The organism is Thermodesulfatator autotrophicus, assembly GCF_001642325.1.
Taxonomy (GTDB): Bacteria; Desulfobacterota; Thermodesulfobacteria; order Thermodesulfobacteriales; family Thermodesulfatatoraceae; genus Thermodesulfatator; species Thermodesulfatator autotrophicus.
On the sequence record NZ_LSFI01000009.1, the window covers coordinates 1 to 16,767 of the forward strand.

General features: G+C 46.5%; 14 protein-coding genes. 10 read left to right on the forward strand and 4 right to left on the reverse strand.

Annotation, left to right across the window (positions count from 1 at the left end; genetic code table 11):
- Positions 1-173 precede the first annotated feature (173 nt).
- Entirely contained in the window at positions 174-2,819 is a 2,646-nt protein-coding gene (alaS, locus tag TH606_RS02750; protein WP_068541174.1) for an alanine--tRNA ligase, read from the forward strand.
- 47 nt (positions 2,820-2,866) lie between these two features.
- On the opposite strand, the gene TH606_RS02755 is transcribed toward alaS, so the two are convergent.
- Positions 2,867-3,100, reverse strand: coding sequence for a DUF4911 domain-containing protein (locus TH606_RS02755; RefSeq protein WP_068541175.1), 234 nt, complete (start codon positions 3,098-3,100; stop codon positions 2,867-2,869).
- 4 nt (positions 3,101-3,104) lie between these two features.
- On the opposite strand from TH606_RS02755, the gene recJ reads away from it, so the two are divergent.
- Positions 3,105-4,805 carry a single-stranded-DNA-specific exonuclease RecJ gene (recJ, locus tag TH606_RS02760; RefSeq protein ID WP_068541218.1) on the forward strand — a complete coding sequence of 567 codons (1,701 nt, stop codon included), beginning with the start codon at positions 3,105-3,107 and terminating at the stop codon, positions 4,803-4,805.
- A gap of 315 nt (positions 4,806-5,120) precedes the next feature.
- Here the strand turns inward: recJ and TH606_RS02765 are convergent, their stop codons facing one another.
- The 3 genes from TH606_RS02765 to TH606_RS02775 form a co-directional block, all read right to left on the reverse strand.
- Positions 5,121-5,420 (reverse strand): HU family DNA-binding protein, encoded by a 300-nt coding sequence (locus tag TH606_RS02765; protein WP_068541176.1) that lies wholly within the window; start codon positions 5,418-5,420, stop codon positions 5,121-5,123.
- Positions 5,421-6,686: a phosphopyruvate hydratase gene (eno, locus tag TH606_RS02770; protein ID WP_068541177.1), complete on the reverse strand. Its 1,266-nt coding sequence runs from the start codon at positions 6,684-6,686 to the stop codon at positions 5,421-5,423. It lies immediately after the preceding gene.
- A 419-nt stretch (positions 6,687-7,105) separates the two neighbouring features.
- Positions 7,106-7,663 (reverse strand): isochorismatase family protein, encoded by a 558-nt coding sequence (locus TH606_RS02775; protein WP_068541178.1) that lies wholly within the window; start codon positions 7,661-7,663, stop codon positions 7,106-7,108.
- A gap of 639 nt (positions 7,664-8,302) precedes the next feature.
- Between TH606_RS02775 and TH606_RS02780 the strand changes: the two genes are divergently transcribed.
- From TH606_RS02780 to TH606_RS02815, 8 genes are read left to right on the forward strand one after another with little or no spacing between them, the layout of a single operon-like run.
- On the forward strand, positions 8,303-8,938 hold the full coding sequence (locus tag TH606_RS02780; protein ID WP_068541179.1) for a MarC family protein: 636 nt from the start codon (positions 8,303-8,305) through the stop codon (positions 8,936-8,938).
- Positions 8,939-8,951: 13 nt separating this feature from the next.
- A complete protein-coding gene (locus TH606_RS02785; RefSeq protein WP_068541180.1) occupies positions 8,952-9,995 on the forward strand; it encodes a histone deacetylase family protein in 1,044 nt (347 codons plus the stop codon).
- Entirely contained in the window at positions 9,992-10,639 is a 648-nt protein-coding gene (locus tag TH606_RS02790) for a precorrin-8X methylmutase (protein WP_197460495.1), read from the forward strand. The genes TH606_RS02785 and TH606_RS02790 overlap by 4 nt, the downstream gene beginning before the upstream one ends.
- Positions 10,617-11,744: a cobalt-precorrin-5B (C(1))-methyltransferase gene (locus tag TH606_RS02795; RefSeq protein WP_068541182.1), complete on the forward strand. Its 1,128-nt coding sequence runs from the start codon at positions 10,617-10,619 to the stop codon at positions 11,742-11,744. The genes TH606_RS02790 and TH606_RS02795 overlap by 23 nt, the downstream gene beginning before the upstream one ends.
- Positions 11,729-12,997, forward strand: coding sequence for a precorrin-6y C5,15-methyltransferase (decarboxylating) subunit CbiE (gene cbiE, locus TH606_RS02800; protein WP_157627847.1), 1,269 nt, complete (start codon positions 11,729-11,731; stop codon positions 12,995-12,997). The genes TH606_RS02795 and cbiE overlap by 16 nt, the downstream gene beginning before the upstream one ends.
- The gene (cobM, locus tag TH606_RS02805) at positions 12,987-13,730 is read left to right on the forward strand and encodes a precorrin-4 C(11)-methyltransferase (protein ID WP_068541184.1); all 744 of its coding nucleotides are present in this window, start codon (positions 12,987-12,989) and stop codon (positions 13,728-13,730) included. Before cbiE ends, cobM begins: the two co-directional genes overlap by 11 nt.
- Positions 13,723-15,438 (forward strand): precorrin-3B C(17)-methyltransferase, encoded by a 1,716-nt coding sequence (gene cobJ / locus TH606_RS02810; protein ID WP_068541185.1) that lies wholly within the window; start codon positions 13,723-13,725, stop codon positions 15,436-15,438. The genes cobM and cobJ overlap by 8 nt, the downstream gene beginning before the upstream one ends.
- Complete coding sequence (locus TH606_RS02815) at positions 15,438-16,745, forward strand: cobyrinate a,c-diamide synthase (protein WP_068541186.1); 1,308 nt, start codon at positions 15,438-15,440, stop codon at positions 16,743-16,745. The genes cobJ and TH606_RS02815 overlap by 1 nt, the downstream gene beginning before the upstream one ends.
- Positions 16,746-16,767: the final 22 nt, after the last annotated feature.

The window sequence follows — 16,767 nt, forward strand, 5'->3', positions numbered from 1 at the left end:
TTTTCGGACACAATTACTGAAATACTACCATCTTAGCTTAATGTACCCTTTGCAGAGATAGCTATTATGAATTGAGACCTTTGTAAAATTCCATACAGAATTTCCCTCAAAATTCTGGTAAAATTGGGGTTTCAGGTTATAACTTTTGAGAAACAAAACGAGGAGGATTCCCTGTGCGTTATTTAAAAGGGAAAGAAATAAGAAAGCTTTTTTTAGACTACTTTGCCAAGCATGGTCATGAGGTAGTTCCAAGTTCCCCTCTGGTGCCTGCTGATGACCCTACCCTTCTTTTCACCAACGCTGGTATGGTGCAGTTCAAAAAAGTGTTCCTGGGCCAGGAAGAAAGGCCGTATAAGAGAGCGGCTTCCTGCCAGAAATGTGTGCGCGCTGGTGGCAAGCATAATGACCTTGAAAATGTTGGCTATACCGCAAGACACCATACCTTTTTTGAAATGCTCGGAAATTTTTCTTTTGGAGACTACTTTAAAGAAGAGGCCATTGCTTACGCCTGGGAATTCTTAACCAAAGTCCTTGAACTCCCCAAAGACCGTCTCTACGTGACTGTTTATAAAGATGACGACGAGGCCTTTTCTCTATGGCAAAAAGTGGCCGGGCTCCCTCCTGAACGCATCGTGCGCCTGGGTGAAAAAGACAACTTTTGGGCCATGGGAGACACTGGCCCTTGTGGGCCTTGCTCAGAAATCATTTTTGACCAGGGTGAAGAAGTAGGCTGTGGCCGTCTGGATTGCCAGGTAGGCTGTGACTGTGACCGTTATCTTGAGCTCTGGAATCTCGTTTTTATGCAATACGAACGGGACGAAAAAGGAAACCTTTCTCCCCTTCCCCGCCCGTGTATTGACACTGGCATGGGCCTTGAGCGTATAACTGCTACTATCCAGGGCGTTAAAACTAACTTTGACTGTGATCTTTTTGCTGGCCTTATGGCCAAAATATCAGACCTCACCGGCTTTACCTATGGTGAAGATAAGAAGCGAGACGTAGCTTTCCGCGTAATTGCTGACCATTCCCGGGCCGCGGCCTTTCTTATTGCCGACGGCGTGCTCCCTTCTAACGAAGGCCGTGGTTATGTGCTAAGACGCATTATCCGCCGGGCTGTGCGTTTTGGAAGAACCCTTGGCCTTGAAAAGGCTTTTCTATATGACACAGCCAATGTGGTAGTAGAAGAGATGGGAGATGTTTACCCTGAACTTCTCCGAGCCGCCCAGACTATTGAGAAAATCCTTGTTCTTGAAGAAGAGCGTTTTCGTGAAACCTTAGAAAGGGGCTTAGCCCTTCTTGAAGATGAGCTTAAAAAACTTTCGCAGGCAGGCCAAAAGATTATTCCTGGCTCTTTTATCTTCAAACTTTACGATACCTACGGTTTCCCTTACGACATTGTGCGGGATATTGCCCTTGAACGGGGCTTTGAACTTGACATGGTTGGTTTTGAAAAAGAGATGACCAAGCAGCGCGAAAGAAGCCGTAAGGCCTGGAAAGGAGAGATGGCCAAAGCCCCGCAGGTCTTCGTAAGGCTTCTTGAAAAAGGCCTTGGTAAAGAGTTTGTAGGTTATGAAACCACTGAAGCTGAAGCTGAAGTGCTGGCTATGGTTAAAGAAGAACAGGAAGTAGAAGAATTAAAAGAAGGCGAAGAAGCGCACGCCGTTTTTTCTAAGACGCCTTTTTACGGTGAGGCTGGCGGCCAGGTGGGAGACACCGGCCTGGTAATAGGCCAGGAAGGCCAGGCCGAGGTGACAGATACTTACCGTCTCGGTGAGCTTTTCGTTCACAAGCTTAAAGGCAAAAGCGGCCGCATTAAAAAGGGTGAAAAGGTTAAACTTTCGGTCTTTTCTTCGCGAAGGGCAGCTATTGCCAGACATCACACTGCCACCCATCTTCTTCACGCGGCCTTACGCCGACTTTTGGGAGACCATGTTCATCAGGCAGGTTCTCTGGTTGAGCCTTCGCGTTTGCGTTTTGATTTTACTCATTTTGAACCTCTAACCCAGGAAGAAATTTTTGCTCTGGAAGACCTAATTAACGCCCGCATAAGAGATAACTTGCCGGTAGAAGTTAAGTTTATGAGCTATCAGGAAGCAGTCAATCAAGGGGCGATGGCCCTTTTTGGCGAAAAATACGAAGACAAAGTACGGGTTATCCGCATAGGTTCGTTTTCCATGGAACTTTGTGGCGGCACCCATGTGCACCGTACAGGAGACCTTGGCTTTTTTAAGATTGTTTCAGAAGGAAGCGTTTCTGCCGGGGTAAGGCGTATAGAAGCGGTCGTAGGAGAGCCGGCGGTAAACTTCGTCCATGAAATGGAAAAAGAAAAAGCCGATATGGCCGCCAAACTCAAGGTAGCTCCCTCTGAATTACCTAAAAGAATAGATACACTTTTAAAACAGCTGAAAGAAGCCCAGGAAGAGATTGAGGCCTTAAGGCGCCAGCTCGCCCGAGGAAGCCTTGAAGACTTACTTAACCAGGTGAAAGAGGTAAACGGTGTTAAAGTGCTGGCTGCTCAAGTTTCTGCTAAAGACGCCAAAACCCTGCGGGAAATGGGAGACTTTTTGCGTAACAAGCTGGGATCAGGCGTCATTATCTTGGGAGCCTCAGTTAATGGGAAAGCCCAGCTCCTTGCCATGGTTACAAAAGACTTGAAAGACAAAGTTCATGCCGGGAAAATTATCTCAGAGCTGGCCCAATTGGTAGGGGGCAGGGGCGGAGGCCGCCCGGACATGGCCCAGGGCGGTGGTCCCAAAGGCGAAGCCTTAAAAGACGCCCTGGCCAGGGCCCAAGATATAGTGGCAAGAATGCTTTCTTGAGGCTGATTCGCTTCACTCGTAATTATGGGGCAGGGCCCAGCGGGTTATTATTCTTTTATCGTAATATCAAAAGGAAGATTTAGTAATAGATTTTTTAGAGTCTCCCTTTCTTCAGCGTCAAAACGTAAAACTAGGCGACCCCCTGGTTTTATGGTCATAAAAGTCAGGTGTCCTGCTGCCTCAAGCACGAACTTTACGAAATAAACTTTGTCTTTGGGCACTTCCACTAACAATGTTTCTTCTTTTCTTGACAGTGAGTCCTTTTGCTCGTTACTTTTCATGGCTATGAAAAATAGTCCTTATTGGGAGGTAGCGCCTCTTAACCGGGAACTAACCCTGAAGCTTGCAGAAGACCTGGGGCTCCCTCCCCTCTTGATTCATCTCCTCTTAACCCGAGGGCTTAACGACCCTCATGAAATTTACCGCCATTTAAACCCAAAGTTATCTGATTTTCCAGACCCATTTCTCCTTGAAGACATGGAAAAAGCCGTTAATCGCCTGGTAAAAGCCATTTACAACCGGGAAAAAATAACCATATACGGAGACTATGACGTAGATGGCACCACAGGTGCCGCTATCCTTTACCTCTTTCTAAAAGAACTTGGGCTTGAACCACTGGTTATCTTCCCTCATCGGGAAAGAGATGGCTACGGGCTGCATCCTCACCTGATAGCCTCTCTTAAAGAAAGAGGCATTAGTCTATTGATTTCGGTTGATTGTGGCATTAGCGCCCATGAAGCCTGCCGGGTGGCCAGAGAAAACGGCCTTGAAGTTATAATCACCGACCACCACGAAGTACCAGAAGAGATATCCGAAGCTCTGGCTGTAATAAACCCCAAAAGAAAAGGCAATCGCTATCCTTTTAGAGAACTGGCTGGTGTGGGCGTAGCTTTTGCCCTTTTAAGGGCTTTGCGCCAGCGGCTTTACGAAGAAGGTTTCTTTGGGCAAAATCCTCCTAAACTTAAGAATTATCTTGACCTGGTGGCCCTGGGTACTATTGCTGACATTGTCCCTTTAACTGGCGAAAATCGTCTTATCGCCTGGTTCGGGTTAAGGGAATTAAAAGAAAGCGAGCGCCCAGGCCTTAAAGCTTTAAAAAAGCTGGCCGGTCTTGAAAACGGCCTGGTGGATACTAACAGCGTAATGTTTCGCCTGGCCCCGCGTATTAACGCCGCAGGCCGCCTAAAAGAAGCTGAACTGGCTTTTAAACTCTTCGTAACCACCGATGAAACCGAAGCCAAAACCCTGGCTGAAGAATTACATCAACTGAACGCCAAAAGGCAACAAATAGAAGACCGCATTTTAAAAGAAGCCCTGGCGAAAATTGAAAAAGACTTGGGCCCCGACCGTCTGGCCTATGTTTTGTCTGGAGAAGACTGGCCTCTTGGGATCATCGGTATTGTGGCTTCACGCCTCCAGGAGGCCCTTTACCGTCCGGTTATCCTGCTCACTTTGAAGGATGGCCTGGCCAGGGGGTCAGGACGAAGTATTCCGGAAATAAATTTATACCAATGCCTTTCAGATTGCCGTCAATATCTTAAGGCTTTTGGAGGACATCCAGCCGCCGCAGGCCTTAAAATTCTTGAAGAAAACATAAGCGCCTTTGCCAGAAAATTTGAAGAAATAATCAAAGCCAAGCTTGATGGAAAGATTCCCAGGCCTCGTCTTAAACTTGATGCCTGGGTGAGGGTAAGACATATCCTTGAACCTTCTTTTTTGGAAAATTTTATAAGGCTTGAGCCTTTTGGCCCCGGCTATCCAGAACCCCTTTTTGGCCTGAAAAATTTTGAAGTCAGAAATATCTCTCTGGTCAAAGAAAAACACTTGAAACTTTTTGTCTGGCAAGAAGGCCTAGGGCTTCCAGCTATAGCCTTTAGATTTGGGAATTCCATTCCCAAAGGGATCAAAGCTATTGCCGGAAATCTGGAAATTTCTGCCTTCCAGGGAAGGAATTATCTACAGCTACGTATAAAAGATTTAGTTTAATACCAGAAACACTGAACATTTAGGTCTTACGGGCCACGGGCCTACAGGCCACAGTCCCCTTTGTTATTTATGGGAGCAATATTCCTTTCTTGATACTGTTTCGTCTATCACTTAGATTGCTTTGCTTGTCCCGAGTGAAGCGAGGGCTCTCCTCGCATGACAAAGGGGTATCATTGCGAGCGAAAGCGAAGCAATCCCAGATCCTTCGCTACCACTCGGACCAGGGTTTACTTCGTCGCGCATTCGCACTCTTCGTGATAACTCGGCAGAGACACTTCGTCGGCCTTGACTTTAATAAATGGGCACGCCCTAAAGCTAACCTAATTCCTTTAAAAGTTTGGGTGAGGCTTTAAAAATAATCCTTCTTTTAGGCTGACTTTTTTTTCTTTCGCCAGTGGAAAAATCTTTTACCAGGCGGGGCTTACCTTCTTTAACCTCAAAGGTCCCGAAGCCTGAAATGGTAACTTTTTCACCTCTAAGAAAAGCTTCTTCAAGAAGGCTTAAAATGGCTTCTACGGCTTCTCTTGTTTGAAAGCGAGAGGGTCGGAAACGTTTATATCTCTTTCCAACCCTCTCATAAACTCGTTCGAGAAATTCTTTGCGTCCGCGGCTCATTTATAATGCCCTAGGCCCAGCAAACTCAGCCGCTCCGCCAAGGTCATCCTCAATGCGCAAAAGCTGGTTATATTTGGCCACTCGCTCACTGCGACAGGGGGCTCCAGTCTTTATCTGGCCGCTATTTACCGCTACGGCCAGATCTGCAATAAAGGTATCTTCAGTTTCTCCCGAACGGTGCGAGACCATGGCCCGCCAGCCAGAAGTCTGGGCCAGCCTGATGGCGTCAAGGGTTTCTGAAACAGTACCAATCTGATTCAACTTTATCAAAATGGCGTTGGCGACGTTTTCAGTGATACCCCGTGCGAGACGCTTTATGTTAGTGACGAAAATATCGTCCCCAACCAGCTGGACCTTACTTCCTATGCGCTGGTTCAGAAGTTTCCAGCCGTCCCAATCATCTTCGGCACAGCCGTCTTCAATAGAAACAATTGGAAAGGCCTTAACTATTTCTTCGTAAAAAGAGACCAGTTCTTCAGGAGTTAATTCCCGGCCTTCAAGATGATACTTGCCATTTTTAAAAAATTCACTGGCCGCGGCATCAAGGGCCAGCGCAATATCTTCTCCCGGGCGATAACCTGCTTTTTCAATAGCTGTTATTAAGATTTCCAGGGCCTCTTTGGTGCTATTTATTTCAGGGGCAAAACCACCTTCATCGCCCACTGAAGTTCTGTAACCTTTTTCTTTCAGAAGTTTTTTTAGAACGTGGTAGGTCTCTGTGCCATAGCGCAGGGCCTCAGCAAAACTTGGGGCCCCTAAAGGCACTATCATGAACTCCTGAATATCAAGGGCGTTATCCGCATGGACTCCACCATTTATCACATTCATAAAGGGCACAGGGAGGATCTTAGCCCCTACCCCGCCAAGATAGGCATAAAGAGGAAGACCAAGCTCCTGAGCTGAGGCCTGAGCCACTGCCATAGAAACTCCAAGAATGGCGTTAGCTCCAAGACGTCTTTTATTTTCCGTGCCGTCAAGCTCAATAAGATACTGGTCAATTTCAGCCTGAGCCGTTGATTCCATACCCACTAACTCCGGAGCAATAACGTTGTTCACGTTATCAACAGCGCGCAAAACCCCTTTACCAAAATAGCGGTTTTCGTCCTTATCGCGGAGTTCAAGGGCCTCGTGAGTTCCGGTAGAGGCTCCAGAAGGCACAGCGGCTCTTCCGTAAGCGCCTCCTTCAAGCCATACTTCCACCTCTACGGTTGGATTACCACGTGAATCAAGAATTTCTCTAGCTGATATCTGAACAATTTCTCCCATATACCCCCCTTGAAAAGTCTTTTTTCTTATGATGCCTAAAACAGTAAAAAAGCACAAGCAAAAATCTTTTACATAATAAGTTAAATTGTCTCGCAGAATTTTATTTCTTCGTTGTCAAACTGCTTCGCCTGTCCCGAGCGAGGAACCTCCTCGCTCGCCCTCGCAGAGACAAAAAGGGGTAATTGAGAGCTCCAGAGTGTCGAAGCAACCCAGCCAAATCTACCATAAGATTTCTTCGTCAGCACTTCGTGCCTCCTTATAATTACCCGGTAAGGTCATTTTGTCGGCCCTGCAGGCCTCCTCATCTGAGCTGACAGGGGCCACTCTGTCGCACTCCGAGCTCCTCGTAATGACTCGGCAGATCGCTTCGTGCTTCTGTAATACCAACAGACCTGATGTTTTTAGAACTTATAAGCCTTCTACTTTAGATGTGGAAGCATGGCCTTAAATTGAGGAGTACCTGCCTTTTCTAAAAACTCATATATTATCATCTCGGTGGACATGACACGGGCTCCTGTATCGCGTAAGTAGGCCAGGCCATATTCCATGTTGGCCTTAGTCCTTGAAGAGGTGGCATCAGCCGCCACTACCACGTCAAGGCCTTCTATAAGAGCAGAAAGAGCTGTTTGATAAACACAAATGTGTGTTTCTACCCCGCAAATAATGATAGTATTGCGGGTGGGACGGAGTTTATCTATGGCTGCGGCAATTTCTTCATTTTTGAAGGCACTAAATTCAGTTTTATCGTAAAAGGTCTGGCCTTCAAAAAGGCTAGCAAGCTCAGGCACATAAGGCCCGAGGCCTTTAGCATATTGCGTAAGGGGAAAAATAGGAAGCTCAAAAGTTTTGGCTAAATGAAATAAAAGAGAAATGTTTTTAACCACTCTATCTGCCTCATGAATAACGGCCATAAGCTTTTCCTGCGGGTCTATAACCATTAGAAATGTATTTTCTGGCTTTAAAAACTTCTTTTCCATAAAAACCTCCTAATTCTGTTGGTTAAAGCATAAAAACTATAAAATAAAAATTATCAATGCAATACTATTAAACATATTACAGAGAATGCTAAAACAAACTGCATTACAGCCTCTCTCGGTTATTGTGAGCCATATCATTCCAGCCATTGCGAAGCCTCTTCTTTATCATTAAAAACCTTTTTTGTCATTGCGTCATTGCGAACAGAGCGAAGCAATCTCAGTGATTGCTTGCGCTTTAGACTGCTTCGCTTGTCCTGAGTGAAGCGAGGAATCTAGATCCCTTCGCTAACGCTCGGAACAGGGACTGCTTCGTCGCCTCCGGCTCCTCGCAGTGACAGTAGCAGGATACGCTCTTCGCAGTGACAACACGGCCAAGTCATTGCGAGGCCTCTCTACCACTTTGTCATTGCGAGGCCTCGTCAGAAGCCGAAGCAATCTCAATCCTACAATCTCAGGGACTGCTTCGTCGGCTTTCAGCCTCCTCGCAGTGACAAAATGAGCTTGTCATTGCGAGCCACGAAGTGGCGAAGCAATCTCTTCCCTTAAAGGGTAAATCAATATTTTAGAGTTTGGCAAAGGTCTCAAATAAATTTTCCTCCTTTCTTGTGAAAGGACTAAAAGTCTTCTAAAGATATAGACATGGAATTTTTAAAAGGATTTTTGCATATTTTGGTACCGCTTTTTATCATTGTTGATCCTATTGGTTGTATTCCTCTCTTTTTGGGCCTGACCTGTAATCTTCCGCCCAGCAAAAGGCAAAAGATTGCATTAAAGGCCTCTTTGGTAGCGGCCTTTGTTCTTTCAGCTTTTGCCCTTTTGAGAGACCGGCTTTTGCTTTATTTCAACATTTCTATAGCCTCTTTTCGGGTGGCCGGGGGACTTATCCTGCTTTTAATCGCCCTCCAGATGATACAGGCGCAACCCAGAGCTACCAAAAGCCGCCCCGAAGAAGAAGAAGAAAGTCGTCAAAAAGAAGACGTGGCCACCGTCCCTTTAGGCGTGCCTATCCTCGCCGGTCCAGGAGCAATTACCACCGTGCTGGTGTTAACCGCGGGCCAGGCCTCATTTGAGATTCGCTTAAAAGTAATTTTAGCCGTTATCCTGGTAGCCTTTATAACTTTTATTACCTTTGTTTATGCCAACCGCATTGCCAAAATGCTAGGGCAAACCGGAACTAACCTGTTTGTTAGAATTATGGGATTGATTTTGGCGGTTATTTCGGTTGAATATATGGCTAGAGGCCTTGGCGAACTTTTTCCAGGGCTCGTTAAATAACAAGGAGGCCATTATGGCTATAGCCATTGTTAAAGACGAAATTTTTTTAAAACATAACCCGGGAGAATACCATCCAGAGCGGCCTGAAAGACTAGAGAAAATCTACAGTCGCCTAGAAAAACCTGACATTGCAGAGCTATATAAAACTTTAGCCCCCAGAGAAGCCACGTTTGAAGAGCTTACCTGGAATCACGCTCCTGAATACGTAAAGACAGTTCAGCAAACAAGCGGGCAACATGTCCAGCTAGACGCCGATACTGCCACCAGCCCTGAATCGTTTGAAGCGGCCCTAAAAGCAGTTGGAGCCCAGTTTGTGGGGCTTGGGGCCATATTTTCAGGCCAAGCCCAACACGTATTCGCCCTGGTAAGGCCACCTGGCCATCACGCTGAGTACGACCGGGCTATGGGGTTTTGTCTCTTTAATAACATAGCCCTGGCGGCTCATTATGCCCTTAAAAAACTGGGCTTGAAGCGTATTCTCATCGTTGACTGGGATTTACACCATGGAAATGGCACCCAGAAGTCTTTTTACACTAGCAAAGAGGTCCTTTTTTTCTCCTCCCACCAATATCCCTATTATCCGGGAACAGGGAGAGTAGAAGAGATTGGTGAAGGTGAAGGTCGTGGCTTTACGGTAAATGTGCCGCTGCCGGCAGGCTGTGGGGACCTGGAATACGCTACAGTTTACCGCAAAATCCTTCTTCCTGTAGCAGAAAGCTTTAAGCCAGAACTGGTCCTTGTTTCTGCTGGCTTTGACATCTATTTTGGAGACCCTCTGGGAGGAATGCAGGTAACTCCCATTGGCATAGCCTACTTGGCCCGTCTGGTCAAACAAATAGCCGACAAACATTGCCAGGGGCGGCTACTTCTCACCCTTGAAGGAGGTTACAGCTTACAGGGGCTTGCTGATTCCGTGGCCGCGGTGTTATTTGAACTTGCCGGACGCTCGGTTATTCCTACAGACAAACTTGAAGAAATGGAAGAAACAGATCGCGAGCCAGAAGTACTCACTCACGTAAGGGCTATTCATAAAACTTTTTGGCCTGAGCTATCGTGATCTTAAAGCCTGAAGACATAGAAAAAGAAAGCTTTCGTATAATTGAAGGCCTGCTAGCTAAAGAAGGGCTCAATTTCCCAGAAGAAGTTTTACCTCTGGTTAAACGGGTAATTCACACTACCGGAGATGTAAGTATTGCCACGGACCTTGTGTTTCATCCGCAGGCTTTATCTGAAGGTATAAAGGCTCTGAAGAAAGGGGCAAGTATATTTTGTGACGTTAAAATGGTAGCTTCGGGAATTAACCATAAAGGCCTGGCTCGCCTCGGTGGAAAGGTTTACTGCTTTATTGATGATGAAGAAGTTCAGGCCAAAGCCCAAAAAACCGGGTTAACAAGAGCTATCTGCGCGGTAGAAAAAGCCCTTGCTAACAACGAAATAGACATATTTGCTATTGGAAACGCCCCTACGGCTCTTCTGGCCTTACTTAAGGCCGTGGAAGAAGGTGCTCCCCCCCCTCGCCTAATTATTGGCGTGCCCGTTGGTTTTGTTGGAGCCGCTGAATACAAGGCTCTATTGGTTAAAAAATCTCCTGCTCCATATATCAGCCTTTTAGGCACCAGGGGAGGCTCGACCATAGCCGTGGCCCTGGTTAATGCCCTTATCAAACTGGCGTTAGAAGATGAAAATTCCCAGGCATGTTAAGGGTCGGCTGGGTTATACTACGGGAACCTGTGCAGCCGCAGCCTTAAAAGCGGCCCTTGTTTATCTTCTCCAAAATCAAGCCTGCCAAAAGGTAAAGCTAACCCTTCCCATTGAAATGGAAGTAGAAGTTCCTGTATTTTCCCTTTCAAAAAACGGGAGTTCTGCGGTTGCTTCTGTAATTAAAGACGCAGGCGATGACCCAGATGTAACCCACAGGGCAGAAATTCAAGTAAGAGTAGAACTAAAAAAAGGGACAGGCAAAATTATTTTTAAGGCCGGTAGCGGAGTGGGCGTAGTAACCAAGCCCGGGCTAGGCTTACCCCTTGGGGAACCGGCTATCACTTCTGTTCCGCGGCTTATGATGAAAAAAGTGGTTGAAGAAGTGCTTGGAGCCAGAAAAATTGACCAAGATGTCATCATTACCATTTCCATTCCAGGGGGCGAACAACTCGCCCAAAAAACCCTGAATCCCCGACTGGGTATAAAAGGCGGGTTATCAATTCTCGGCACCAAGGGAGTAGTTATCCCCTTTTCAAACGCCGCTTACAAAGCCACTATTGCTAAGTCTTTAAAGGTGGCCAAAAGCCTGAAGTTAAATGAACTGGTCTTTTCTACTGGCGGAAGAAGTGAGAGTTTTTGCCAGAAACTTTTTCCTGAACTGCCTGAAGAAGCCTTTGTGCAGATTGGAGATTTCGTTGGTTTCGCTCTGAAACTAGCAGCTGCTTACCGGTTCAAAAGGGTAACCCTTGGCCTTATGGTAGGGAAAATGGCCAAACTGGCCAAAGGTTATACCAACACCCACGCCAAACATGGAGAAATCCCCATAGAAATGATGTTAAAGCTTGCCAGAGAAGCTGGAATTCTAGAAGAGATTTTAAAAGAATTAGCTAAAGGGAAAACAGCCAGGTTTTTTCTTGAAACATTAAAAGAAAAAGCTAAAGAGAAGTTGCCTTTGTGGGCGGAAAAACTAACCCAAAAAGCAGCAGAGGAAGCCCGAAAAATGGCAGGGCCAAATATATCCGTCAGGGTCATTCTTCTTGATTTTTCTGGAAAACCCCTGGCCATAGTGGAAAATAAGGCGAAATATGCTTGCGAAAGCAATTAAACAACGATAGCCTAAGCCAGATGAAGGGAACAAAACTCTGGGTTTTAGGCTTACCCATAAAAGATTACACCCCTCAAATTACCATAGCCCTAAAAGAAGCTGACAAGATAATAGCAGCCAGGCATCTTGAAAATAATCTTTCCTCCTGGCGAGAAAAATTTCCGCAAAAAAACTGGATATTTTATGAACGCTTCAGTCAGGCCCTTGAAGAAGCGGAAAAAGCCCTTGGCCAGCAGAAAAAGGTAGCTTTTTGGGCCTCTGGTGACCCTCTATTTTTCGGAGTAGCGAGAACTTTTCTCACGCGTTTAAACCCTGAAGAAATCAAAGTAGTTCCTGCTCTTTCAAGCCTTCAGGTGGCTTTTGCTGAAAGTAAGATTCCCTGGGAAGATGCGCTTTTCGTAAGCCTCCACGGGCAAAATGAAAACAAAATAAATGACCTTAAGGCCTTATTACGACGACAAAAAAAATTACTGGTCCTCACAGACCCTCAAAACTCTCCTGCCAAAATAGCAAACTATCTTTTAGCAGCCGGTCTTGGCTCAACAAAGATGATAGTGGCTGAACGCCTGGGTTTTCCAGAAGAAAAAATTTACACGGGGCCACCTGCTGAATTTGCCTCAAAAGACTTTAAAAATCCAAACTTAGTTATCCTTTTACAGGAAAAACCAGGTGAACCCCCGGTTTTTGGCCTAAAGGAAGATGAATTTCTCCACGAAAAGGGCTTGATTACTAAAGATGAAGTGCGCGCCGTAGCTATACACAAACTAAGGCTTCCTCCCCAGGGCGTTTTTTGGGACATAGGAGCTGGCTCTGGTTCAGTGGCTTGTGAAGTGGCTAACCTAGCACCTGGGCTTTTGGTTTATGCCGTAGAAAAATCTCCTGAAAGAACCAGGATGATAGAAAAAAATCGCGAAAATCTGGGCCTTCCAAACCTTACAGTCGTAGAAGGTAAAGCGCCAGAGGTGTTAGCCCCCCTACCCTCACCAGACAGGATATTCATAGGCGGAGGCGGAAAGGACCTTAGAAGCATTTTAGAAACAAGCTGGCTAAAACTTAAATCCGGCCTGGTAGTCATAGCGGTAATAACCATTGAATCCCTTGAGATAGCTTATCAGTTTTTAAAAGAAAAAGAAGGCCTAAAAGAAGTGGTTTCTATACAGGTATCAAGGTCCTCAAACCGCATTTCGGGCTATACCTATCTTCAGGCTCTAAATCAAGTATATCTCTTGGTGGGAGAAAAACATGAAAGCTAAAGTCTATTTTGTAGGAGCAGGCCCGGGAGACCCTGAACTTATCAGCCTTAAAGGGAAACGCCTTCTTGAAGCCGCCGGGGTAGTGATTTACGCCGGCTCATTGGTAAACCCCAGGCTACTTGAAGGCCTTAAAGCCAAACTTTATGACTCAGCCCAAATGTCCCTTGAAGAAATCATAGAAGTTATCTCCCGGGCTATAGCCCAGGGTAAAACAGTGGTAAGACTCCACAGCGGAGACCCGGCTTTTTACGGTGCTATTCACGAACAAATCGTTGAACTCAAAGCCAGAGGCATTCCCTACGAAGTTATTCCAGGGATAAGTTCGGCTTCAGCAGGTGCAGCAAGCCTTGGTCTTGAGTTCACCGTGCCAGAGGTAGCTCAAACCGTAGTTTTTACTCGCCTGGGAGGGAAAACCCCAGGGCCCAGCCCTGAAGACCTGGCCTATTTCGCCCGAAAGGACGTAACACTTGTCATTTTTCTAAGCATTGCCAGGGCCAAAGAAATAGAAAAGGCCCTTTTAGAAAAGCTTAGCCCTTCCACCCCGGTAGCTATAGTTTATAAGGCCAGCTGGCCTGAAGAGCAGGTTATCAAAGGAAAATTAAAAGACTTAAGCCGCCTGGTGGAAGAAGCCGGCTTTAAGCGCACGGCCCTGATTTACGTAGGAGAAGCCATTGAAGCCCTTGAAACGCACGCTGAAAAAAGATCAAAACTCTACCATCCCGACCATGAATAACAGAATCATTATTTTTTACCTGAGTAAAAGGGGCCAGGCTCTGGCGGAAAAATTAGCTGATTTTCTCCCTGAAGCGCAAGTTAAGCGCTTTTCCACTGAAAAATTAAAGGCTTTCTGGCCAGAAGTTAAGGCCATAATCTTCATTGGAGCAAGTGGAATTATCGTTAGAAAGATAGCCCCTCTTCTTCAAAGTAAGAAAATAGACCCGGCTGTTCTTGCCCTTGACGAAACCGGCCGTTTTGTCATAAGCCTTATTTCTGGCCATCTTGGTGGCGCCAATGACCTTACCCGTGAAGTAGCCGCCTTTCTTGGAGCCACGCCAGTTATTACCACTGCCAGCGACCTTGCTGGGCTTCCAGCCCTTGACCTGTGGGCTGAAAAGCATGGCCTGGTGCTTGAGCCAGAAAACTTTATCCCCCAAACCATTTCACGCTACGTTGAAGAAAGGGGAATAAAGGTCCTGGCTGAAGCCAGAGTTCCTCTTCCTGAGACTTTTGCCCTCACTGCCAACCCAGAAGAAGCAGACCTTGCTATTACTTATCGCGAGATTAACGGCTTTTCAGGCCTTTACGCCCGCCCTAAAAGGCTGGTAGTAGGTATGGGCTTTCACGAAAATTGCTCGGGAGATGAGCTATTTGAAGCCCTGAAAAAGGTATTTACCAGGCATAAGTTAAGCCTTTCAGCTATTAAAAAGCTGGCCACACTTTCGCGCAAGAGCAAGGCCCCAGGGATCATAGCTCTATCCCAGAAACTTAAAGCGCCAATAGAAGCCGTCTCTCCTAAAGAGATAAACGAAGTGGTAGCCAGAGAGGGCCTTAATCCTTCTCAGGCCAGGAAGCACACTGAGGTATTGGCCGTGGCTGAGCCAGCGGCTCTTCTGGCTTCGCAAGGCGGACGGCTCATTCTCCCCAAGCAAAAGCAAGATGGTGTAACAATAGCCATAGCCGAAATGCCCCCCTCTCCAGGGAAGCTATGGGTGGTTGGCCTTGGCCCGGGTGATATTTACGAACTTACTCCACGCGCTCGCAGGGCCTTAAGGTCTGCTGAAAAGATTATCGGCTATAAGACTTATATTACCCTTATTAAAGACCTTGTTAGCCACAAAGAAGTATATACCCTTGGCATGACCCAGGAAGTAGAGCGGGCAACTCTTGCTTTAAACTTTGCCCTTGAAGGCTTTGAAGTAGCTCTTGTTAGCGGCGGTGACCCTGGGATTTACGGCATGGCCGGGCTTGTGTTAGAGCTTATAAAAGAAAAAGACCTCGTAGGCCGGTTCCCAGTGGAAATAATACCAGGGATTACCTCGGCCAGTGCCGGGGCGGCGCGTTTAGGGGCTCCTCTTATGCACGATTTTGCCTGTATAAGTCTTTCTGACCGTCTGACCCCCTGGGAAATCATTGAAAAGCGTCTTAAGGCAGCTGCCCAGGCTGACTTTGTGATTGTGCTTTACAACCCCAGAAGTAAAGGCCGAAAAGGGCACTTAAACCGGGCAAGAGAGATTATTCTTGAATTTCGCCCAGAAGATACACCAGTGGGCATAGCTAAGGCTGTCGGCCGTAAAGACGAAAGCCTTAAAATCACTACCCTTTCTGCCCTTGACCCTGAAGAAGTTGACATGCAGACCACGGTTTTTATTGGCAATTCAAGTAGCTTTATTTTAGAAAATTTTATAGTAACCCCACGCGGTTATAAAGAGAAAAGATATTGATGACACCAGTAAAAGGCCTGGTTATAGCTGCCCCTTTTAGCGGTTCAGGAAAAACCATAATCTCCTGTGGCTTAATAAAAGCCCTTGCCAGCAAAGGCTTTGAAGTTGCCCCTTTCAAAGTCGGGCCTGACTACATTGACCCCTCTTACCTGGCCCAGGCTGCCGGGCACCCCTGCTATAATCTTGATTCCTGGATGACTAGCCAGGAAGGAGTTAAACGGAGTTTTGGGAGAGGGTCTAAAAAGGCCCAATTGGCCGTGATAGAAGGGGTGATGGGGCTTTTTGACGGCGCTGGCGGAACCACCTGTGCTTCCACCGCTGAAGTGGCCAAACTTCTCGGGCTACCAGTGCTTCTGGTGTTTCCAGCCAGAAGCTTTGGCCACACAGCCAGGGCCCTGGTAGAAGGCCTTATATCCTATTGGGAGGAGCTTGATTTTATAGGCATAATCGTAAACGGTGTAGCCAGCCCCAAACACGAAAGATTACTTAAAAAGGTCTTCCAAGGTCTTGAAATCCCCATCTTAGGGATGATAAGCCAGGAAAAAAAGCTTGAGCTTCCTTCAAGACATCTGGGCTTGATTCAGGCTGAAGAAATAAACCTGGAAGAAAAACTTGAGTTCTTGAGTGAAAAAATTACCAGGGAAACCAATATCTCTGAAATTATTTCCCGTCTTAAAAGGGCGTCCTTTAGCCCTTTTCAGAATAACCCGCCAGCTATTAAACTCAAAGGCCAAAAAATCGCCGTGGCCAAAGATAAGGCCTTTTCTTTTTGCTACCAGGAAAATCTGGATATTTTAAAAGAAGCCGGAAACGAAATCATATTTTTTTCACCTCTTGAAGGAGAGATTCCCAAAGAGGCCGAGGCCATTTATTTGCCTGGAGGGTATCCTGAGCTTTTTGCTGAAACTCTTTCCAGGCACACCGCCTTGCATCAAAAAATAAAAAGGCTGGCAGACGACGGCAGGCCGATTCTGGCTGAATGCGGAGGATTTATGTTTCTGCTTGAAGGGATTGAAGTAAATGGCAAGTCTTTTCCCATGGTGGGGCTTTTGCCGGGCCTTGCTCGCCTGGAAAAGCGCCTTCAGGCCATAGGTTACCGGGAGGCCATTTTTGAAGGCGCTAATTTTTTAGTAGATGAAGGCCAGCCATTAAGGGGCCACGAATTTCGCTACAGTCTCGCCAAAGGTATTGGCCTTGAAGGTATGAAAGTAAAAGACTTTGAGGGCCATGAAGTTTCTACCTTTGGAGTGGCCAGGAAAAACATTATTGCCAGTTATCTCCATTTCCACCTGGGCTCTTTAGTTTGAGGTTAAAGCCGGGCTTAAAGTG